The 21,348-nt window shown below is 74.5% G+C and carries 17 protein-coding genes and 1 pseudogene; 9 read left to right on the top strand and 9 right to left on the bottom strand.

Translation table 11 applies throughout. The annotated features are described in order from the left end of the window. Positions 1-207: 207 nt before the first annotated feature. Positions 208-1,653 (top strand): WGR domain-containing protein, encoded by a 1,446-nt coding sequence (locus tag P3H78_RS17090; protein WP_276109848.1) that lies wholly within the window; start codon positions 208-210, stop codon positions 1,651-1,653. A gap of 42 nt (positions 1,654-1,695) precedes the next feature. On the opposite strand, the gene P3H78_RS17085 is transcribed toward P3H78_RS17090, so the two are convergent. Next, the gene (locus tag P3H78_RS17085) at positions 1,696-2,055 is read right to left on the bottom strand and encodes a PRC-barrel domain containing protein (RefSeq protein ID WP_276109847.1); all 360 of its coding nucleotides are present in this window, start codon (positions 2,053-2,055) and stop codon (positions 1,696-1,698) included. Positions 2,056-2,341: 286 nt separating this feature from the next. Here P3H78_RS17085 and P3H78_RS17080 point away from each other — a divergent pair, with 286 nt between their 5' ends. Continuing rightward, on the top strand, positions 2,342-2,659 hold the full coding sequence (locus P3H78_RS17080; RefSeq protein ID WP_276109846.1) for a hypothetical protein: 318 nt from the start codon (positions 2,342-2,344) through the stop codon (positions 2,657-2,659). A gap of 595 nt (positions 2,660-3,254) precedes the next feature. Next, on the top strand, positions 3,255-3,527 hold the full coding sequence (locus P3H78_RS17070) for a hypothetical protein (RefSeq protein ID WP_276109845.1): 273 nt from the start codon (positions 3,255-3,257) through the stop codon (positions 3,525-3,527). Positions 3,528-3,616: 89 nt separating this feature from the next. On the opposite strand, the pseudogene P3H78_RS17065 reads toward P3H78_RS17070, so the two are convergent. Beyond that, positions 3,617-3,814 (bottom strand): annotated as a pseudogene (locus P3H78_RS17065) (phosphatidylserine decarboxylase); the annotation flags it as partial. Between the two features lie 115 nt (positions 3,815-3,929). Between P3H78_RS17065 and P3H78_RS17060 the strand changes: the two are divergent. After that, positions 3,930-4,784 carry a hypothetical protein gene (locus P3H78_RS17060; RefSeq protein WP_276109844.1) on the top strand — a complete coding sequence of 285 codons (855 nt, stop codon included), beginning with the start codon at positions 3,930-3,932 and terminating at the stop codon, positions 4,782-4,784. Positions 4,785-4,846: 62 nt separating this feature from the next. Here P3H78_RS17060 and P3H78_RS17055 read toward each other — a convergent pair whose 3' ends face one another. Both P3H78_RS17055 and P3H78_RS17050 read right to left on the bottom strand, forming a co-directional pair. Beyond that, positions 4,847-5,125 (bottom strand): hypothetical protein, encoded by a 279-nt coding sequence (locus P3H78_RS17055; protein WP_276109843.1) that lies wholly within the window; start codon positions 5,123-5,125, stop codon positions 4,847-4,849. 59 nt (positions 5,126-5,184) lie between these two features. Continuing rightward, positions 5,185-6,201 carry an aminoglycoside phosphotransferase family protein gene (locus P3H78_RS17050; protein WP_276109842.1) on the bottom strand — a complete coding sequence of 339 codons (1,017 nt, stop codon included), beginning with the start codon at positions 6,199-6,201 and terminating at the stop codon, positions 5,185-5,187. Between the two features lie 382 nt (positions 6,202-6,583). Here P3H78_RS17050 and P3H78_RS17045 point away from each other — a divergent pair, with 382 nt between their 5' ends. The 5 genes from P3H78_RS17045 to P3H78_RS17025 all read left to right on the top strand — a co-directional run bounded on the left by P3H78_RS17045 (position 6,584) and on the right by P3H78_RS17025 (position 13,650). Further along, a complete protein-coding gene (locus P3H78_RS17045; protein ID WP_276109841.1) occupies positions 6,584-7,816 on the top strand; it encodes an aminotransferase class V-fold PLP-dependent enzyme in 1,233 nt (410 codons plus the stop codon). 255 nt (positions 7,817-8,071) lie between these two features. Further along, the gene (locus P3H78_RS17040; RefSeq protein ID WP_276109840.1) at positions 8,072-9,655 is read left to right on the top strand and encodes an FMN-binding glutamate synthase family protein; all 1,584 of its coding nucleotides are present in this window, start codon (positions 8,072-8,074) and stop codon (positions 9,653-9,655) included. Positions 9,656-9,691: 36 nt separating this feature from the next. Then, entirely contained in the window at positions 9,692-11,449 is a 1,758-nt protein-coding gene (locus P3H78_RS17035; protein WP_276109839.1) for a thiamine pyrophosphate-dependent enzyme, read from the top strand. A 269-nt stretch (positions 11,450-11,718) separates the two neighbouring features. Beyond that, positions 11,719-12,924 (top strand): acyltransferase family protein, encoded by a 1,206-nt coding sequence (locus tag P3H78_RS17030; protein ID WP_276109838.1) that lies wholly within the window; start codon positions 11,719-11,721, stop codon positions 12,922-12,924. Positions 12,925-13,311: 387 nt separating this feature from the next. Next, positions 13,312-13,650, top strand: coding sequence for a hypothetical protein (locus P3H78_RS17025; protein WP_276109837.1), 339 nt, complete (start codon positions 13,312-13,314; stop codon positions 13,648-13,650). A 48-nt stretch (positions 13,651-13,698) separates the two neighbouring features. Here the strand turns inward: P3H78_RS17025 and P3H78_RS17020 are convergent, their stop codons facing one another. From P3H78_RS17020 to P3H78_RS17000, 5 genes are read right to left on the bottom strand one after another with little or no spacing between them, the layout of a single operon-like run. Beyond that, the gene (locus tag P3H78_RS17020) at positions 13,699-16,260 is read right to left on the bottom strand and encodes an acyl-CoA reductase (RefSeq protein ID WP_276109836.1); all 2,562 of its coding nucleotides are present in this window, start codon (positions 16,258-16,260) and stop codon (positions 13,699-13,701) included. Next, positions 16,257-17,423 (bottom strand): LuxE/PaaK family acyltransferase, encoded by a 1,167-nt coding sequence (locus tag P3H78_RS17015; protein ID WP_276109835.1) that lies wholly within the window; start codon positions 17,421-17,423, stop codon positions 16,257-16,259. The genes P3H78_RS17020 and P3H78_RS17015 overlap by 4 nt, the downstream gene beginning before the upstream one ends. Continuing rightward, positions 17,420-18,556, bottom strand: a complete 1,137-nt coding sequence (locus tag P3H78_RS17010; RefSeq protein WP_276109834.1) for a GNAT family N-acetyltransferase — start codon at positions 18,554-18,556, stop codon at positions 17,420-17,422. The genes P3H78_RS17015 and P3H78_RS17010 overlap by 4 nt, the downstream gene beginning before the upstream one ends. Further along, the gene (locus P3H78_RS17005) at positions 18,553-19,950 is read right to left on the bottom strand and encodes an MFS transporter (protein ID WP_276109833.1); all 1,398 of its coding nucleotides are present in this window, start codon (positions 19,948-19,950) and stop codon (positions 18,553-18,555) included. Before P3H78_RS17005 ends, P3H78_RS17010 begins: the two co-directional genes overlap by 4 nt. Further along, on the bottom strand, positions 19,947-21,209 hold the full coding sequence (locus P3H78_RS17000; RefSeq protein WP_276109832.1) for a phenylacetate--CoA ligase family protein: 1,263 nt from the start codon (positions 21,207-21,209) through the stop codon (positions 19,947-19,949). The genes P3H78_RS17005 and P3H78_RS17000 overlap by 4 nt, the downstream gene beginning before the upstream one ends. Between the last annotated feature and the right edge of the window lie 139 nt (positions 21,210-21,348).

The following is a 21,348-nucleotide window of genomic DNA, read 5'->3' as shown; positions in this document are numbered from 1 at the left end:
GGACCCTGCATCCGCTCAGCCGTCCATCAGGAGCCAGGATGGGACCTTCCAGGGCTCCGGCGAGGACACTATTTTGACGAGTTTTCCAGCGGCGCTACAGGGCGAACGTTGTCTGATGCGGCACTAGAGTCCTTCTCATCGGCGAGATCCGAAGGGATCGGTCGCCCTTCCTCTGCCCGCCCGTCACCTTGCGAAGTGAGGTCCGCGATGCCCGCCACGGTCGAATCGACCACATATCTGGAGCTTTCCGAGGAGGGCGGCGGTGCGCACAAGTTCTACGAAGTGCGCCTGGCGGGCGCCGAGGTGACCATCGTCTACGGCCGCATCGGAGACGCCGGCCAGACCCGCTCCGCCTCCTACGCCACGCCCGAGAAGGCCGCCGCGGCCGCCGCCCGCAAGGTCGGCGAGAAGGTGCGCAAGGGGTACGCCCCCGCGGTCCGCGGCGTCCGGCAGCGGAGATCGGTGACCCGCCGCCAGATCGTCAGCTCCCGCTCGACGGCCCGCCAGGCGCCGGTGCTCTGGCGTTTCGCCTCCGGCGCCCCCGCGTTCGGCGTGTTCGTGGGGGAGGAGCACGCCTGGGTCGGCAATCAGGACGGCGATGTCTACGTGCTGACCCACGACGGCACGGTCACCGGCCGCTTCGGCCTGCCGGACGGCGTCAAGTGCATCGTGGCGGACGACTTCTGGCTGTACGCGGGCTGCGACGACGGCCGGGTGTACGACCTGAGCGGCAAGGTGCCCCACGTCGCGTACGAGATAGCCGACGACGTCGACATCTACTGGCTGGACATCCACGACGGGGTGCTCGGCGTCTCCGACGCCGGCGGCGGGGTGACCACGGTGGACCACGAGGACGAGTTCCAGTGGCGCCGTTCCGGGCCGGGCACCGGGGCCTGGATGGTGCGCTGCGACGACGAGGGCGTCTTCCACGGCGACTCGCGGGGCGTCGCCATGTACGCCGCCCGGGACGGCGCGCCGCGCTGGTCCACGCGCACGGAGGGACCGGTCCTCTTCGGTTGGCAGGAGAGCGACGAGGTCTTCGCCGGGACGGGGCGGGGCTGGGTGTACCGGCTGGCGAAGGCCGACGGGTCCGAGCGGGCGCGCTACCGCTGCGACGCGGGCGTCTTCTCCTGTGCCACCTCGCCCGACGGGCGGTACGTCTTCGCCGGGGACAACCACTCGTCCGTGTACTGCTTCGCCGCCGACGGCACCCGGCTGTGGAAGCTGGGCACCGGCTGCGGCTCGGCGTACTCGATGCAGTACAAGGACGGGCGGCTCTACATCGTCACCACCTCCGGCACCCTCGCCTGCATCGACGCCACGGAGACGGCGGTGCGGGAGGCGGAGGGCGGCCGGCTCCCGGAGACCGCCGACATCAAGGCCGCCGGGGTGGAGCGGGTGACGCCCGCCGCCCGCGTCGCCACCGTGACCGCCGTCCCGGCCGCCCCGGGGGACGGAGTGGTCGTCGAGTGCGTCCAGGACGGCCCGCGCACCCGGGTGCGTGTGGTGACGCCGGGCTACGACCCGTCCTGGCGGGTCCAGTTCCCCAAGGAGATCCGTACGGCGGGCGCTCGCTACGTGGTCGCGGAGGTCCACGAGGCCGCACGGGGCGGCTTCTACCGCGCCCGGGGCGAGATCAGGCGCCTGCTCTGACCCCGCCCCCGCTGCCGGGACCGCCCCCTCGGACGGCCCGGCTCAGTGGCCGGAGCCGTGACCGCCGTAGTAACCGCTGATCTGGTCGTGGTACGCCGGGTCGCCGAGGTGCTTCTCCTTGTCGAACTCGGGGGCGTCCTTGATCTCGTCCTTGGTCCGGGCCACCCGGACCGTCCGGGCCTCGTGGTCGATGGCGGTCACGGTGCCCGAGGGCAGCAGGACCTCCTTGCCGAAGATCCAGACGCCGGTGTCGACGACGATGTACTGCGCGCCGACCTCGGCGGAGTGCTTGTCGACCTTGCCGATGTGGCCGTCGGCGGCCTCGACCTTGTACCCCGTCAGATCGGCGTCCGGGGTGTGGCCGGCGGTGGGCGCGTAGTTCCACAGGTTCTCGTTGGTCACGGGTCGTCCTCCGGAGGAAAGGGGGGTGGTGGGCGGGTGGATGCGGTCCGCATCGCGGGGGTCCGCCGGGCTCGTTGGGCGGGTGTCCCCGACGGGGCCGGCGAAACCGGCGGCATCCGCGTCGGCCGAAATCAACGGCGGCGGGGCCGGTGCGCCGGCTCCGGTGGGGACGTCTCCGGGCATCCGGGTGCATTCGGCCGGGCGGCCGGTTCGATGATCGGGCCGCGGGGCAGGCGCAGGGGCAGGCTCCCACCGGGGCCGGCCCGACGTCAGGAGGAGCGTTCACGTGACCACGTACGTCATCACCATCCCGGGTACGTTCCTGAGCGAACCGGACGACGCCGCACGGGCCGACCTGGCGAGACGGCTGCGCCCCGCCGACCCCCACCGCACCGCGCTGGGCCGGGAGGAGGATCTCGACCTGCTGACCGTCAACGACGACAACACCTTCAGCATCCGCCTGGAGGTCACGGCCGACGACCGGCGCGCCGCGGAACGCAAGGCGAAGCAGACGGCGGCGTCCGCACTGCGTGAGGCGGGATTCGGCGACACCGAGGCTCCCCTCGGCCCGACCACGGTCACCGGCATCGACAACATGGCCTGAACGGAGGGGAGGGGTCCGGCACGGTGCCGGGCCCCGCACCGGACGGGACCGCCGCCCGGCACCCGACTCCACCGCCCGCGCGGGGCGACCTGCGTGGTGATCTGCCCGACTGCGGGCGGCCGTTGAGTCCTCGGCCGCCCACCGCGTACGCCCGGGCGCTCGGCCGGACCGTGGGGCAGGACCATGACGGGACGGACCCCGCCGATCAACTGGAGCCGACGAAGCCGGACTTCCTCTCCGCCGCCCGAGGCAGCCGTCACGTGACGGCGGTTCTTCACCGAGTCCCTCGAGACCTACGGCGACTTCTTCCCCGGCATGGGGTCCGTCCCGCCCGCGGACGTGGCGCAGGCGTACGCACGCTCCGTCGAGGGTGCGCGGACCGGCACGATCAACCGCCTCCAGAGGCGGGGGCGGGGCTCCCCTGACAGGTGCGCGCGATCCATGGGATGGCGACGCCGACAGTGGCACAGACCAATGATTGCCGAGGGAATCCGTTCCGTTACCGAAAGTAACGTGATCGTCTGACCTTCGATTGAAGAAACCTCTTCAATCCGTGCCGCTGTCGGCTCCCCCCTCACGCGCGAAAGGGTTCAGCGTGCCCTCCCAGGAAGAAGAGCTCCTCGAGACGCGACGTGCCGAGTACGAACGGCATCTGGCGTCGTGCGGTCAGTGCGGCGCGACCGGTGCGCGCTGCGCCTCGGCCAAGTTGTTGCTGCGCCTCTACAACAACGCCGGGCGCGCCACCGGGGCGGCCGGCGCGCCCCGCCCCACGGCGACCGGCCCCGCGACGGCCCGTTTCGGGGGCGCGCCCGTCGTGCCCGCCGCGCCCGCCGTCCGGGAGGAGAACTGGCGCGCCTTCGGGCACTGACCCGGCTTTCCGGACACCTACCCTCCGGGCGCCGGCCCCGCGGGCGTCCGCCCGGGGGAGACCGGGTCCCCCGATGCGCGGCCCCCGGGTCAGTCCCGGTCGAGACGCGCCACGCCGGCCGTGGTCTTCTGGCCGACCTCCACCGCGACCTCGACGTCGGCGGCGAGGTGGATGTCGACGCGGGAGTCGAACCGGGTGAGGCCGATGCGGTCGCCCTGCTCGACCTTCGTGCCGCGGGGGATGTAGGGCACGATGCGGCGGGCGACGGCTCCGGCGATCTGGACCATCACCGTGGGGGCAGGGCGCCGTACGCCTGGCGGGGGACAGCGTTCCGGACGCCGGGCGGCCCGCGGGCCCGGTGCGCCGCCCGGGATTCCCGGATGATCCGCTTAGGGTCGGCGGGTGAGCCGATTCGAGGAGCACGCCGAAGGGGCGGGGCCCTTCACCACCCGGGTGACCTGGCGTCCGGCCGGCGGTGGCACGGCTGTCTGGGAGTCCCGCCGTGTGCGCAAGCGCGGGGTGCTGGATGTCCGCGCTCCCGGCGAGGCCCGGCCCCGGGAGCGCCGCGCCGACGTCGTCTCGCGGGGCCGCCTGCGCAGGCTCAACGCGGTCGCGGCCCTCGCGTTCACCGTCGGCGGCGCCCTCTTCGCGCTGGGCGCGGCCCTCAGCGAGCACACGCCGGTCGGTTCGGCGAGCCGTCCGGTGAGCGTCTCCGTCTACTTCGTCGGCGGGCTGTTCTTCAACACCGGCGGCTACGCGTCGCTGCTTCAGGCGATCAACACCCCGCGGCGGGACCGCAGTTCGGGTGTGCTGGCGGGACGGCGCTGGCGCTGGTGGAGCTACGAGCCCCACCGGATCGACTGGCTGAGCACCTTCACCCTGTTCGCGGGCACCCTCGTCTTCGGGGTCAACCTGCTGGACTCCTTCCTCACCGGCCTCTCGGCCGTCCAGACCAACCGGCTCGTCTGGGCGCCGGACATGGTCGGCTGCTTCCTCTTCCTGATCTCCGGTCATCTGGCCCTCGTCGAGGTCTGCCACGGCCGGCCCGGGATCCGTGCCCGGGACCTGGGGTGGTGGATCGTCGCGGTCAACCAGCTCGGGTCGGTCCTGTTCCTCGTCTCGGCGCTGGCCGCCTTCACCCGTCCGGCGACCGGCAGCCCGGTCAACATCGACATCGCCAACTGGGGCACCTTCAGCGGGGCGCTGTGCTTCTGTGCCGGGGGCATCCTCCAGTTCTTCGAGCGCCCCGGGGCCTGACGCCGCGCGCCGCGCCCAGGGTTCCGCTCCGGGCAGGGAGCGGAACCCTGGGCGCGGGAGCGTCAGCCGAGCGGGGGCGGCCCGTCCCGGGCGCCCGTCCCCCAGGACGCCCACGCGGCGGCGCGCCGCGGCCTCGGGCCGGTGTCCAGGAGGTCGTCCCCGTGAGGCGTGCGGGCCGGTGCCGCCACCACGCGGTGCCGCACGGGCCGGGGCGGCAGCGGGCGCGCCGCCGGAGAGGAGGTACGGAAGCGACGGAGCACCCGGCGCCGGGCGCTGAAGTCCGCGCGCAGCCCGGCGTCCCGGACGCCCGCCGCGGTCAGTCCCTGCTCCGACGCACTCATGGGCCGGCCGGAGGTCCTCCCCTGCCGGCCGTGGAGCCGGCCGGAGCGGAGCGCAGCCCTCAGTCCCACGGGTCGGCGCACAGCCGCAGCAGCCACTCCGCGCTCTGGGCCCTGCCGGTGGCCTCCGCTCCCGCCGACGCACCGGGGAACAGGCGCCCCCACGAGCACGCGCGGCCGAGCGCGCCGAGGCGGGTCGCGAGGGTGAGCGCCCGGCGCAGGTCCGCGGACGTCCGGCCGCCGCCGGTCCAGGGCTCCAGGTAGGCGTCGCGCAGGCGTGGCAGCACCTCCGGGCCGTACCGCGCGCGGGCCCGCCGGGCGGGGACCAGGAAGCTGCAGAAGGGATGGGAGACCAGGGCGTCCCCCCAGTCGAAGAAGGTGTACCGCCCCGCCCCCGCGTGGAAGAGCTGGCCGTCGTGGAGGTCCGCGTGGTCGAGCGAGTCCGTGACTCCGGCTGTCGCCAGCTCGCCGCACCAGTCGGCCAGTCGGGGCCGCAGCGCCCGCAGCCGGATCCGGTCCCCCTCGTCCAGCGCCGCGTCGTTGCCGGCGACCAGCCCGTCGAAGACGTCCGGCAGGTCCGGGGTCCGGGCACGGGGGACACCGAGCCGTTCCAGGTCCTGCACCCGCGGCAGGAGTTCGCGCTGCATCCGGGCGTACTGGCGCAGGGGTTCCTCCCACGTGCGCGGATCGGCGCCGTCCTGGGCGAGGACGTCGCGGAGGAGGGTCCCGCCGTCGGGGAGCAGGGACCAGCCGCGGTCGGCATCGACCGCGAGCGGCGTGAGGACGTGTCCCGGGACCCAGCGGGCGAGTGCGGCGGTGAGGCCCGCCTCGAAGGAGCTCGCCGGCGGGTTCGCCTTGAACCAGACGGCGCCCCGGCCCGCTACGCCGAAGCGGACCAGGACGGACCACGGCCGCAGCCGCACGCTCCGCCCGCCCGACGGGCGCAGGCCGGCCGCCACGGCCCCCCGCTCGGCCCACTGAACGGCCGCCTCGCGCCACTCCTGCCGCTCCCACGGGGTGATCGCGTCCGGGTACGCGCCCCGGTCCACGGTCACCGCCACGTCGTCCGCATGTCGCATGGGCGCCATCCCAGCAGCGCGGAGGCCGAGATTCCAGTGCTTTTCGCCGTCGCTCCGTGCCCCATGGCCGCCCGGGGCGCGGCACGGCGGCGCCCGGGTCGGCCGGCGAGGTCCGGCGGATCGCGTACGGAAGCGGAGCGGCACGGTCGGATGGGTATCGTGGGGCGACCAGTGATCAGTGGCCGGCGGCCACCGACCCGCACGCCGCCCCCGGAGCGTGGAGCCCGGACCCACGAGCCGGGAGCCCGGTCCCGGAGCCCGGTCGCGGGAACCGGCAGGGACCCGCGCCGGGACCCGCGCCCGACCGCGGCGCCCGCCCCGGACCGGCGACCCGGGGGCGGCGACTCCGGTCGTCCGCCGGTCCCGCGCGCCGAGGAGTCACGTGAGCGAGACCGACGTCGTCACCGCCCCCCGCCCCCTGCTGCTGGACGACGGCCGGCCCGCCGCCGCGGCATGGTCCCTCGATCCCGGCATGCTCCACCTCAACCACGGGTCCTTCGGCGCCGTCCCCCTGGCCGCCCAGCAGCGCCGGCACGAGCTGCTGGCCGAGATGGAACGCGCGCCCGTCGTCTGGTTCCCCCGGCTCCCCGCCCGGATCGCCGCCACGCGCGCGGAGATCGCCCGCCACCTGCACGTGGACCCCGGCGACCTGGCCCTCGTGCCGAACGCCGGGGCGGGCGCCAGCGCCGTGTACGCCGCCCTCGCCGCCCGCCCCGGCGCAGACGTCGTCGTCACCGACCACGGGTACGGCGCGGTCACCATGGGAGCGGAGCGTCTCGCCCGGCGCTGGGGCGGCCGGGTGCGCACCGCCCGCGTCCCGCTCGCGGCCGACGCGGACCGGGCGTACGAGGCCGTGATGGCCGAGGTGGACGACGGCTGTGCGCTCGTGGTGCTCGACCAGATCACCTCGGCGACCGCCCGCCGGCTGCCCGTGGAGCGCGTGGGGGCCGAGCTGGCCCGGCGCGGCGTCACCCTGCTCGTGGACGGCGCCCACGCCCCCGGGCTCCTCGCCGCGCCGCTGGACGGGCTGGTCTGCGACGCCTGGTTCGGCAACCTCCACAAGTGGGGCTGCGCCCCACGCGGTACGGCGGCCCTGGTGGCCCGCGGCCCGCTGCGCGAGCACCTGTACCCCCTGATCGACTCCTGGGGCGCCGCCGAGCCGTTTCCCCACCGCTTCGACCAGCAGGGCACCCTGGACGCCACCGGGCCGCTCGCGGCACCGGCCGCGCTGGCCTTCGTCGCGGACACCTGGGGCTGGGCGGCGGCCCGCCGCTACATGGACGAACTCGCCGACTACGGAGCCCGGGTGATCGGCGCCGCGTTCGCCGGTGCCGCGGGCCCGGCGGAGCCCGTGGACGTCGGCGCGCCCGTGCCGGGCATGCGCCTGGTCCGGCTGCCCGACGGGCTGGGCCGCACCCGCCTCGCGGCGGACGCCCTGCGCGACCGCGCCGCCGCCGAACTGGCCGCGGAGGCCGCCTTCACCAGCTTCGACGGCATCGGCTACCTGCGGCTGTCCGCCCACGTCTACAACGTCCCCGCCGACTACGACCGCTTCGCCGAACGCTGCGTGCCGGTCCTGCACGCATGGGCCCGGGAGGCCCGCACCCCGTCCTGACCCCGCCCCGCACACCTGCCGGTCCGCCGGGCCGCGCCGCGGGCCCGACGACGTCCGCCGAGCGCATCGGCCAGGTTGCCGCAGCCCGGGAGGCGACCGCCACGCTCCCGCGGGAGCGACCCCGCGGGCACGGCCCCGGACGCCGTCCGCGCCCGTGCCCGCCCCGGGGCGGGCGTCCGGCGTTCGTGCAGGTCCTTGACGGTCTCTTGGCCATGTGGGGGACATGCAGGACGAGTGGCGGGTTACCAGCGGGGGGTGACTCGTATCGGACTCGTCCTGCTGACCCTGGCCGCCGCGTGCGCGGCCGGCACCGCCGCCGTCCTGGCCTCGCCGTGGTGGTGGCTCGCCGCGGTCCCTCTCGCGCTCCTCGGGCTGCTCGGCGCGTGGGATCTGCTCCAGCGGCGGCACGCGGTGCTGCGGAACTACCCCGTCCTGGGCCACGTGCGGTACCTGCTGGAGGGCATCCGCCCCGAACTCCAGCAGTACTTCGTGGAACGGAACTTCGACGGCCGCCCCTTCGACCGGGACGTCCGCAGCATCGTCTACGAGCGGGCCAAGGGCACGGACGCCGAGCAGCCCTTCGGCACCGAGCGGGACGTCTACCAGCCCGGTTACGAGTTCCTGGTCCCCTCGATGGCGCCCCGCCCGGTGCCGAGCACACCGCCCCGGGTGCGCATCGGGGGACCGGACTGCAGCCGCCCCTACGACATGGCGCTGCTCAACGTGTCCGCCATGAGCTTCGGGTCCCTGTCGTCCCGGGCCGTCCTCGCCCTCAACGGCGGTGCCGCGGCCGGGGGTTTCGCGCACGACACCGGTGAGGGCGGCCTGTCGGAGTACCACCTCCGGCCGGGCGGGGACCTGGTGTGGGAGATCGGCACCGGCTACTTCGGCTGCCGCACCCGGGACGGCGACTTCGACCCCGGGGCCTTCGCCGACAAGGCCGCCCACGACCAGGTGAAGTGCGTGTCGCTGAAGCTGTCCCAGGGCGCCAAGCCCGGCATCGGCGGGGTGCTGCCCGGCGCGAAGGTCGACGCCGAGATCGCCCGCGTCCGGGGGGTGCCCGAGGGGCGCACGGTGATCTCGCCTCCGTACCACCGGGTCTTCTCCACCCCGCGCGAACTCGTCCGCTTCGTCGCCCGCATGCGCGAGCTCTCCGGCGGCAAGCCCGCCGGCTTCAAGCTCTGCCCGGGATCGCGCCGCCAGTTCCTCGCCGTGTGCAAGGCGATGCTGGAGGAAGGCACCGCACCGGACTTCATCGTCGTCGACGGTGCCGAGGGCGGCACCGGAGCGGCCCCGCTGGAATTCGCGGACCACGTCGGCACCCCCCTCACCGAGGGCCTGCTCACCGTGCACAACGCCCTCGTCGGGACCGGACTGCGCAGCCGGATACGCATCGGTGCCAGCGGCAAGATCGCCACCGGCACCGACCTGGTCAAACGCCTCATACAGGGAGCGGACTACGGCAACGCGGCCCGCGCCATGATGTTCGCCGTGGGCTGCATCCAGGCGCAGCGCTGCCACACCAACACCTGCCCCACCGGCGTCGCCACCCAGGACCCGCGCCGCGCCCGCGCCCTCGACGTGGCCGACAAGACCCTGCGGGTCCGGCGCCTCCAGGAGGCGACCGTCGCCGGCGCCCTCCAGATGATGGCGTCCATGGGTGCCTCCGACCCCTCCGAGCTGCGCCCCCACATGCTCCACCGGCGCATCGACCCCTGCACCGAACGCTCCTACGCGGAGCTCTACGAATGGCTGGAGCCGGGGCAGCTGCTCGCCGAGCCGCCGGCGTCATGGGCCGCCGACTGGCAGGCCGCCGACCCCGACCGCTTCACCGTCTGACCCGTACCGTTCTGCACTGATCCGGAGGAGAGACCCGTGGCCCGAACCGTAGCCCGCGTCGTCGTGGACGCCCTGAGCGAGCTTGGCGTGCGCCAGGTCTTCGGCGTGGTCGGCGACGCGCTCAATCCACTCACCGACGCCCTGCGCACCACCGACGGAATGGAGTGGGTGGGCTGCCGGCACGAGGAGGCGGCCGCGTTCGCCGCGAGCGCCCAGTCGCAGCTCACCGACACCCTCGGCGTGTGCATGGGCACCGTCGGCCCCGGCTCCGTCCACCTCCTCAACGGGCTGTACGACGCCGCCAAGAGCCGCACCCCCGTCCTCGCCATCGCCGGCCAGGTGCCGCTCGCCGAACTCGGCAGCGACTACTTCCAGGAGGTCGACAACGACGCCCTCTTCGCCGACGTCGCCGTCTTCCGGGCCACGCTCACGTCCCCCGGCCAGCTCCCGCAGATGCTGGAGACCGCCGTACGGACCGCCCTGAGCCGCAAGGGCGTCGCCGTCCTCACCGTGCCCGGCGACCTGGGCGACCAGGAGGTGCCCGAGGACCGTCCCGCGCGCTTCCGCCTGAGTGAGCCCGTCAGCCGCCCCGACGAGGAGGCCGTGGCCGAGGCCGCACGCCGGCTGGACAGCTCCGAGCGGGTCACGCTGCTCGTCGGGCGCGGCGCCCGCGCCGCCCGCGAGGACGTCCTCGCGCTGGCCGACCGGCTGGCCGCGCCCATGGTGCTCACCCTGAAGGCCAAGGAGGGCTTCGAGGGCGAGGGAAACCCCTTCCAGGTCGGCCAGACCGGGCTGATCGGCAACCCGGCCGCCGCGTCGGCCCTCCAGGACGCGGACACCCTCCTCATGCTGGGCACCGACTTCCCCTACCGTGACTGGTATCCGCAGGGCTGCACCGTGATCCAGGTGGACACCGAGGCCGCCCACATCGGCCGCCGGGTCCCCGTGGACCTCGGGCTCGTCGGCGACACCGGCGCCACCGTCCGCGACCTGCTGCGCCATCTGGCCGGCACCGCGGACGGCGGCGCACGCGACCGCTCCCACCTGGACGGCGCCCGGCGGCGCTTCGAGCAGTGGCGTGCGGGGCAGGCCCGCCTCGCCGACCCCGCCCACGACCACGGCCTCGTCGGACGCCTGCGCTCCGCACTCGACAACCGCGACCACGGCATCCGCCCGGAGGCCCTGGCCGCCGCGGTCGACCGGGCGGCCGCCGACGACGCCGTCTTCACCTCCGACACCGGCATGGCCACCGTCTGGCTGTCCCGGTTCGTCGAGATGCGTGGCGCGCGCCGGCTGATCGGGTCGTACAACCTCGGCTCGATGGCCAACGCGATGCCGCAGGCCCTCGGCGCGCAGTGCCTGGACCGGAACCGGCAGGTCGTCGCCTTCTGCGGTGACGGAGGTCTCAGCATGCTCCTGGGCGACCTGATGACGCTGCGCAGCGGCAAGCTCCCCGTGAAGCTGGTGGTCTTTGACAACCGCCGCCTCGGCATGGTCAAACTGGAACAGGAACAAGCCGGGTTGCCCGAGTTCGGTACCGTGCTCGACAACCCCGACTTCGCCGCCGTCGCCACCGCCATGGGCATCACCGGCATCCGTGTGACGGACCCGACCGAGCTGGAGGCTTCCGTACGCCGTGCCTTCGACACCCCAGGGCCCGTCCTGCTGGACGTGCTCACCAACCCGGACGAGGTCGCCGTTCCGGCGAAGCCGACCGTCGAGCAGGGCTGGGGCTTCGCGGTCGCCAAGATGAAGGAGGCCGTACGCAGCCTCGGAGACACCGACGACCGCTGAGGGCCCCGCGGCGCCCCGGGAGCGGGCGGCCCGGCGTGGTGGGCGACCGCCACCGCCGGGCCCCGCACGGTGGGGCGGTCGGGGGAATCGGTGTCCGGGGCAGTGCGTATCGCCGACCTCGGGGTAGGCGCGGTCCATGGGCCGGAACGTCTGCCGTGCCCCTTCCGGGTGGTCCGGCGCGAGGCGGCAGCCTTCCGTTCGTCCGCCGGACGGGTGACACGACAAGCCCCGGACCCGACCGTGCACGCACGACACCGAACAGGGATTGCATGACCACGACGGATCACCGGGCCGCCGCCGACACCGCCACGGGGCGAGGGACGGGGGGCACCGCCCTGCCGACCGTGCCGGTACGCGCGGACCCCCCGCCACCCGTCGTCGTGGCCGGACGGCTCCCGCGTCACGACCGGCTGGCCGCACTGGACGGGCTGCGCTTCCTGGCGGCCCTGTCGGTGGTCCTGTTCCACTTCGTCGGGCAGACCCCCGGGGCCATGAAGGTGGTCTGGGGGCTGCCGTACCAGCAGACCTTCCCCGAGGCCCACGGCTACTTCGCCTTCGGGCGGCTCGGCGTCGAACTGTTCTTCCTCATCAGCGGCTTCGTCATCTGCATGAGCGCGTGGGGGCGCACCCCGAGGGAGTTCTTCATCTCCCGCGTCACCCGGCTGTACCCGATGTACTGGATCGCGATCGTGGTGTCGGCGTGCGTCGTCTACTTCGCCGACAGCCCCTTCGGGCACCCGCACCCGCGGATGCTCCTGGCGAACCTCACCATGTTCCAGGCGCCCCTCGGCGTCGACAACCTCGACCCGGTCTACTGGACGCTGTGGCCGGAACTCTGCTTCTACCTCACCTTCGCCGTCGTGGTCTGGAAGGGCCTCACCTACCGGCGCGTGGTGATCTTCTGCGGGGTGTGGACGGTGGCCGCGGTCCTCGCGCCCGCTGCCCAGATCCCGCTGCTCACCCTCGTGACCAACCCGACGTCCGCCCCGTACTTCATCGCGGGCATGGCCTTCTACCTCATGCACCGGTACCGCTCCACACCGCTGCTGTGGGGCATCGTCGGCATGTCGTGGCTGCTGGCGCTGCACTTCCTGCTCATCCCGGAGGGCGGCCGCAACAACTGGGCCACCTGGTCGCCCGACCGCGGCTGGCTGGTCCTCGTGGTCACGGTGTTCTTCGCCCTGCTCGCCGCCATCGCGCTCGGCCGGACCCGCCGCATCCGCTGGCGCGGGCTGACCGTCGCCGGCACGATGACCTTCCCCCTCTACCTGCTGCACGACACCATCGGCATGACGGTCGCCCACCACTACGGCCACCGCGTCTCCCCGCCGCTCCTGGTCGCCGTCACGGTGACCGCCCTGATCGCCCTGTCGTACCTCGTCCACCGCTTCGTGGAACGGCCGATGGGCCGGGCCATGCGGCGCTCTCTGAACACCGCCGCCTTCGGACTCCAGACCCCGGCCCCGCGCCCCTGACCAGCACGCCCACCCGCCCCGGTCCGCGGTCCGTGCCCCGACTCCTGGCGCACGGACCGCGGACCGGCGACATCCCCAGGGTCGGCGAGGACGGGGATCCGACGGCGACTTGACCGGGGGGCGTGCGACCGGCGCGCCGGGTTGTTGTCAGTGGTCTGCTGAACAATGCTGGAAAGTAAGGAGATCATTGTGGCCCGAGCGGGGTACCTGGTCTCACGTCCCCGTTCAGGAAGGTCCTCGTCGATGCAGCCCGTCCCCGGCCCGGTTGAAGGTGTCCACGCTCCTCTGCGGAGGTCGTGGCCGGACGACCGCCGCGGACCGCTGCCGGCGGGCCGGACCTCCGGTGCCGGCCGGGACCCGCGTGCCGCGGCCGGGGAGGAATGAAGAGTGATCCTGACCCACCGCGGCCGCACCGCCGGCCCGCTCAGCCCCACCGGCGCCGACCTGCTGCGCGTCATCTCCGACTCGCGCACCCCGGTCTTCCTGACCGTCCACGCCGACGGGCGCCGCAGGTACCGCTACTGGCAGCCGCTCGACCCCGCCACGGGCCGGGGGAGCTGCTACGTCGCGCTGCCCACCGCGGAGTGCGACGCACTGCACTCCGCGGGGCGCATCGCGCTGGGCGAGCCCCTGGCCGACCCCGGCCGGACGACGTACCGCGTCCGGCCGGCGCAGCCCACCGCCGCGGCCCGGCGTGCGGCCCGCCCCTGGACGCGCGCGGCCTGACGTGGCACCGTCCGGGGCGGACGGCAGCCGTGGTGCGGGCTCCCGCCGTCAGGCCCCCTTCGCCGGACCGGAGTCCGGACCGGAGCCCGGCGCAGCGCCCCGGCGGCGGTCGATCACCGTGCGGAGCTTGCCGCTGGTCGGGGTGCGCTCGAAGGCGGCCACCGGAACCGTCTCCACCGCCAGGTCCAGCAGCCCCTCCGCCTCGGCCGATGCCAGCTCCGGCACGCCCGCGGCCAGCGCCTCCAGGGCGGCGGCCGCGCCGGACGCGTACCCCTCGTCCAGGCGCACCGTCAGACGCTCCCGGTCCGGCCCCGGGTCCACCAGCACCTGCACCTCCCCGTGATAGCCGAGGCGTTCCTGCGCCACCTGCGCCAGCCGCCGGTAGTTGAGGAAGTACGTGCCCACCCGTACGACGTCGCCGTAGCGGCCGAGCAGTTCCAGCCGGGGCACATGGCTGCCGCACGCGCACGGGCCGCCCACCTCACGGCCCAGGTCGCCGATCTCGTAGCGCTCCAGCCGCTGCCCGGCACGCGCCCGCGAGGTGAACACCAGCCGGCCCGGCTCGCCCGGCGTCACCGGCCGGTCCTCGTGCGGGTCGAGCACCTCCAGCGTGTGCAGATCCGTCAGGACGTGGTGGACCGACCCCTCCGAGGCGGCGCACTGGTAGCCGAGCGGACCGAGGTCCGTGCTGCCGTACGCCGCGGAGCGGATCATCCGTACCCCGAACTCCTCGGTCAGCACACGCCGTTGCTCGGCCGTGAAGTGCTCCCCGCCGTAGAACACGGTGCGGATCCCGCCGTAGGCGCGCAGCCGGCCCGCCTCCGCGTGGAACAGCTGCCACAGGTAGGACGGCATGCCGAACACGGTGTCGACGCCGTGCACGACCAGCGCCTCGGCGACGGCCGTGTGGTCGGGTCCCGCGGCCATCGGGATCTGGGTCGCGTTCAGCCGCTCCAGGATGGAGAAGAAGCTGATGAAACTGCCGTACATCCCGCCGCAGTAGAACAGGTTCGCCGCCCGGTCACGGGCCGGGTCGAACCCCGCGGCGAGCAGGCCGTCGGCCGCGGCGCGCATCTGGTTGTCGTAGTCGTCGCAGGTGAACACCGACAGCGCGGGCGTGCCCGTGGAGCCGCCGCTGCGGAAGTGCAGGTGCGCGTACCGCGCGTCCAGGGCGGCCAGCGCCCGCTGCACGCCCTCCTTCCCGAGCAGCGGTGCCTGCGGTGCCGGGGGCAGCACCGGCGCCGCCACCAGATCGTCCAGGCACGCCACCGTGCCGAACTCCCCGGCGGGCGTGCGTACGGCGACCCGGCGGCTGTAGCGCTGCAACGCGTAGACGCCGTCGTGCGGTTCGCCCTCGTAGCTCTCCAGCATGGACCCCACCGGGGTGACCCGGGAGACGCCCGCGGCGAACATCGCCCGCGACACCTCCGCCACGTCCGCCCGGCCGCCGCCGACGGCCGCCGTCTGCAGGTAGCGGCGCATCGGCCGCAGCGTCGCGGTGATCGCGCCCCGGGGCAGCGGCTTCACGCGCACGCTGCGGTGCAGCGGGGAGGCGTCGAGCGCGGGCCGGGCGTCGGCCAGCACCCGCCAGCTGCCGTCGTCGGCCGAGAACACCCGGGTCAGCCCGAGGTGCGCCTCCAGCCGGGCGAGCTGCTCCGCGGTCGTGATCTCGGCCTGCTCGGCCGGGCCCGGCACCGGGGCGGGCAGCGCGTCGCTGACCTTCGCCAGCCGCTCGGCGAACCGCTCCGCGAAGGCGAACACCTCCTCGGTGTCCTCGGTGTCGAGGTAGACCACCTGCGGACTGGAGCACGCCTGCTGCTCCAGGCGGCACACGTCCCCGGCGAGCGCGTCGAGCACGGCAGGGTCGGCGGCCGCCGGGCCGGTCAGATAGGCGAACGAGATCCGGTGGCCCCATTCCACGACCCGGCAGCCGGGCGGCGCCAGCTCGCCCGCGGCGCGCACGGCGTCCTCGCCGCCCCACACGGCGATCCCGTCCGCCTGGCCGCAGAGCGCCGTCAGCCACTCCCCGCGCGAGGACGGGAAGCGCAGGGCGACGACGCGCTCGCGGACCCGTCCGGTCGGGTCCGCGGCGCCCAGTGCGGCGAGCAGGTCGAGGGCGAGCGGCGTGTCGCCGCCGCTGGTCTTGAGCACGTTGAGGTTCCCCGCCAACAGGCCCTCGACGACGCTCAGCGGGGCGACGCCGGCCGCGTTGCCGGGCGCGATGTGCACCAGCAGACCGACCGGGGCCCAGGCCTCGTACACGGTCTCGCGGGCGTCGGGGCGGGTCAGCCGCTCCGGACGCAGACCGCCCAGCTCCCGGCGCAGCTTGCGTTCCAGGGCCTGCGGGGCGAGCGCCGAGGACAGCTCGGCGAGGGCCGCGGCCGCCTCGCCGGCCGGCAGGTGCGCCGCCAGCCGGCCGTACAGCGCGGAGGCGGGGTCGGCCAGGTCGGCGCTCACCGCGGCGCAGGCCGCGAGCACCACCTCGGTGGGCAGCGGGCGCGCCAGCACCCCGGCGGCCAGCTCGGGCAGCGCGGCGATCCGGCGCCCGGCCTCGGCGTCGTCGACGAACTCGCCCTGCCAGAGGTGGAGTACGGAGGCGGAAGTGGTCACGACATTCCCTTCATGAGTTCGGCGGCGGCGACCGCGCAGCTGCGGTTGCGGCTCACGCCGGCGCGGCCGTGCACGGTGAACCAGTCGGTGGGCAGCGGGCAGCCGCACTCCCCGCCCGGGTGCAGCGACGCCAGGTCGCCCATCACGACGCTGTGCGCCGGCACGGAGGTGATGTAAGGGCTGACCAGGTGCAGGAAGCCGGGCTCCCCGTACGGCAGGGGGCGCAGCGTCGCCGTGTCGCGGACCGCGGCCCGCGACCACACCGGCACGTGCAGCCGGTGCTCCTCGCACTCGACGTACGGGACGCAGTGCTCGACCGATCCGAAGGTGTCGCGGATCCGGTCGCGGGGGATCCCCAGGCGCGCGGTGATCTCCGCGTAGAACGCGGCCTTGCCGATCTGCCGGTCGGCGTGGCCCTTCCAGCCCCCGCCGAGTACCACCAGCGACCCCTGCGGCAGCTCCAGCGGGGGCAGCCCCGCGGCCGCCATCCGCTCCAGGGTGAAGTGCAGGAACGCGGGGAAGCCGAGGATGCGCACGGGCACGTCGTCGTCGGCGTACCGTCGGAGCGCCGCGATGCAGCCGTGCACGTCGAACTCGTGGCCGGAGCCGGTGTGCCGCAGGGCGTGCGTGGTGTGCCGGGCCGGTGCGAAGTCGCACAGGTAGTTGTCCGTGAAGGAGGTGCCGAGCTTCAGGGACGGCGCCGGTTCGTAGCTGTAGAGCAGGTAGTTGACCGGCTGGTCCGGGGTGATCCAGCCGTAGTGGTCGAAGATGCGGGCCACCATGCGCTGGGCCGCGCGGATGGTCCACTCGTCGAAGAACATCTGCGACTTCTGCCCGGACGTGCCCGACGAGGTCAGGTGCAGGAACACGTCCTCGCGGGGGACCGACAGCACCTCGTGGCGCTTGAAGAACTCGGCCGGCACCAGCGGGGTGCGCACCCCGCTGCCCACCGTCGGCGCGGGAGCCTCCGGCCGGTCCTGGAGGAGGGACGCGAAGAACGGGGAGCGCTGCGCGTGCCAGTCGTGGGCCTCGGCCATCGCGGCGGCGAACAGCGCGTCCTCGTCGGGGCCCGCGGCGTACGGCGACGCCACGTCGCACAGCCGCTGCACATGGCCGAGAGCCGCCGGGTCGGGGACCTCGACGGGGGCGAGATGGGGGTTCATCGGGACACCTCGTGAAGGGGGAGGTAGGTGGAGGTCCAGGCGCTCAGATAGGCGCTCAGGTAGGGCTGGAGCAGGGTGCTGACGGCCGTCGTCCGGAAGTCGATCTGACGGCTGGTCCGGGACAGCACCACGTAGTCGTGCAGCCGGTCGCCGATGCGGCGCATCGCCGGGTACACCGCGCTCGGCACGAAGCCGGAGGCCAGGAAGACCTCCAGCGCGTCCGTGTCCGCGAGCGGCAGCAGCGTCTCGGCGTAGTCCGCGCCGGCCCGGGTGATCACGGACATCAGCGCCTCCAGTGCCCCGGCCACCGCCGCCGGCCGGGGGTGCACCGCGACCAGGGCGCAGCTGCCCGCCACCGGGTCGAGGTCGACGTACGCCTCGAACCCGGCGTCGGCGGGGACAAGGAGCGCGTTCGGCGTGTGCAGGGGGAAGAAGCGGTCGGCGGCGTCGGGGAAGCGCTCCACGAAGCGCCGCCGGACGAACGCGGGCGCCGCGATCAGCTCGACCGGCTCGGCGCGCCCGGCGGCCCGCGGCGCGGGACGGGCGGCGATCCGCTCCGTCCCCGCCCAGTCGATGCCGACCCCCGCGGACGCGGCGCCGAGCAGCGCGCCGAGGCCCTCCGGGACCCGGGCTACGGGGGCGCGCCGCTCCAGAACGCCGCCGGCGTACCGGGCGAACAGCGCGAGGCTCTCGCAGCCCTCGACCTCGACCGCGTTGGGCATCAGCCCGAGCGGCCGGAAGCCGTTGCGGACGACGACGTGCTGCGGGCCCTCGGTGACGACGCGGACGGTGGCGTACACGGAGTCCAGCCGGCCGGTGGCGAACGCCTCGTCGCACACCGCGCCGGTCAGCACGGAGGCGAGTCCGCCGCCGCGGTGGCCCGGCCGCACGGCGAGGCCGACGAGTTTGCCGATCCGGCTGCCCTGGTCGGTCTGCACGACGGCGGAACCGACCAGGCCGTCCCGCTCGGTGCGGGCGGTGAGCCAGTGCGCGGTGCCGTCGGTGATCAGCCGGCGCATCACGGCCGGGTCGCTGCCCAGTGGCACCGGATAGCCGTGCCCGTAGACGTCGAAGTACAACTGCCGCAGTTCGGCGATGTCCTGGACGGCGGCGGGGGCGAGGACCGCGTTCACGAGACGCCCCCCGCAGGCACGGCCGGGGCGTCCTCGGCCGGTGCGGCGGCCGGGTCCCGCGGTAGGACGGCCGGTGCCGTCTCTCGCGGTGCCCCGTCCTGCCCACGGCGGCCCAGCCACCACAGTGCCAGGGCGACCGGGACGAGTCCGGCGCCCTGGACCAGGCACAGCGTACGGGCCGTCACATGGTCCCCGAGCGCGCCGAACAGCAGCGACGAGACGGGGAAGGTGGCGCCCAGCAGGGCCTGCATCACCGCGAAGAAGGCCGGCCTGTCGGCGGCGGGCACGGTGCGCTGGAACAGCGCCACGAACCGCACTCCGATGACGCCCACGCACCAGCCGGCGACGACCAGCGCGCCGGCCGCGACCGCATGGCCGGCGACCAGGCCGGGCAGGCCCAGGGCGACGGCCATCGCGGCCAGGCAGGTGCCGCCGAGGACGGTCGGACGCCCCGGCAGCCGCCCGCCGGTGACCGCCCCGAGGAGCGCGCCCACGCCGAGCGCCGCCTCCAGCGAGGCGACCGTCGATCCGGTGGAGTGCAGCACGCCCCGCGTGTACAGCGGCATCACGACGTAGACGGCGGTGGTGAACAGGTTGGCCGCGGTGAAGCAGACCAGGACGCGCCGCACGAACGGCAGACCGGCCAGCACGCGGCGCAGCGGCCGCGGCCGGGCAGCGGCCCCCTCGGCCGGTCCGCCCGCGGGCACCGCGTGCTCCGGGGCCTGCGCGTCCGAGGGGTGCTCCGGACCGTGCGTGCCGGCCGGCGCGGTGGCGGGTGCGCCGAGCGGGAAGCGGGCGGTGGCGATGAGGAGCGCGGCGAGCAGGTACGCCCCCGCACATCCGGCGACGACGCCCGCCAGCCCGGCCGCGTCGACCACCAGCGGGCCCAGCAGCCCACCGGCGAGGCCGGCCACGGACTGGGTGGACAGCTCGAACCCGGTGGCCGCCTCGATGTCGGCGTCGTCGACCAGCTCCGGCACCGACGTCGTCAGACACGGGTCGAAGAGCGCCTGGCAGGTCGCCAGCGCCGGTCCGGCCGCGAACACGACCGCGACGGGCAGTGCCGCGGCACCGGCCCAGGCCGCCGTGACCGCGGCCACCAGACCCGCCGCGCCCGCCGACCCGGCCAGCACCGAGCGGTGGGGACGGCGGGCGACCACCCGGGCGACCACGGGTGCGAGGGCCACCGCGGGCAGGGTGCTCACGGTGAGGAACAGCCCCGAGGACAGCCCGCGGTGCCCACCGCCGGCGAAGCCGACCAGCCACCAGACCGCGCCGACCTGGACCATCCGCCCGGCCATCTGGGTCAGCAACTGCCCCGCCCACACCCGGCCGAACGCCGGGTTGCGCAGCACCACCGGCAGCCGGCGGGCGCGCGGAGCCGCCGCGCTCATGAGTGCGGCCGTTCGTCGACGACGCGGATGAGCTTGCCGGAGCGGGAGTTGACGGCCAGGTCGCGGTGCCGCACCCACTCGACGGTGAGTGCGTTGACGTGTCCGGCGGTGGCGGCGCTCGCGTAGAGCGGGCGCTGTGCCAGGACGGCTCCGGCGAGGGCCTCGCCCAGGGCCGTGTGCCGTGCGCCCGGCTCGGCGGTGGCCAGACGCAGCACCAGGCCGTCCCGGCCGTCCCTGCGGCGCACCACGAGCTGCAGTCCGGCCACGTCGCCGTCGGTGTCCGTCGCCGTGACGACGTCGTGCACGTCCTGCGTGTACAGCGACACGGGGCCGACCCGGACGCCCTCCTCGGCGCGGCCGAGGATGCGGAACACACCCGCGGCGCGGTCCACCCAGGCGGCCCGGTCGCCGGCCGGGTAGCGCAGGACCGGCATCAGCCGCCGCCGCAGGTCGGTGACGACCAGCCGGCCCGGCACGCCCGCGTCCTCGACGGCACGGTCGGTCTCGTCGTCGAGGATCTCGACCAGCGTGTGCGGGGTGAACGCGCGGTGCACCCGGGTGTCCTCGCCGGGCACGGCCTCGCCGAGCAGCCCGGCGTCCACGCTCGCATACCCCAGGGAGCGCGCGAGGGCGTTCGGGAACGCCGCTTTCAGCAGCGGGAGCTGGTCTCCGAAGAGGCACTCGCCGCCGAACAGCAGCAGCTCCACCTCGGGCAGGGTGCGCCCGGCGGCGGCGAGGCGCTCGGCGAGTGAGCACAGGGTGGTCGGGGTACCGGCCACGACCTGCACCCCGAAGTCCTCCAGCGTGGCCGCCGTGGACTCCCAGGGCGCCGCGCCGCCCAGCGGCAGCCGTACGTTGGCGACCGGGCAGCGGTGCAGCGAGTCGAGGATGAAGCTGAAACTGGCGTACAGGTCGCCCGCGTAGAACAGGTCGGCCACCCGATGGCCCGCCCGCAATCCAGCGGTGACCAGTCCGGCGCCGAACGCGGTGGTGAACTCCCGCCATTCGGTGCGGGTGTAGTAGGAGAACTTCGGGGATCCCGTCGTGCCGCCGCTGCGGAAGACGACCGCCTCGTCCAGGGGTGCGGTCAGTAGCCCGTTGTCGCGCGGCGTGTTGGCCCGCCAGAAATCCGCCTGCGGGACCACGGGAAGGTCGGTGAGGCGTATCCCGGTTTCGGGAAGGTGGGCGTAAAGGGAGCGGTAGAAAGGCGAGTTGGTGCGCGCGAAGCGTATGAGCTCCGCGAGAGACTGAACGGGCATCAATTCCTGCTCGAAGCATGCTGGTTGAACCGACGGCAGAAGGAAGGACCGACGGCGGTGTGACGGATCCGGTGCGCTCCGACAGGGCGGAGGGAGGCGTCACCCACGACGTGATGCGGCGCTGCGCCCGTGTGCGACT

This window comes from Streptomyces tropicalis (assembly GCF_029269835.1).
GTDB classification, from domain to species: Bacteria; Actinomycetota; Actinomycetes; order Streptomycetales; family Streptomycetaceae; genus Streptomyces; species Streptomyces tropicalis.
This window is presented reverse-complemented; position numbering and strand designations above follow the sequence as displayed.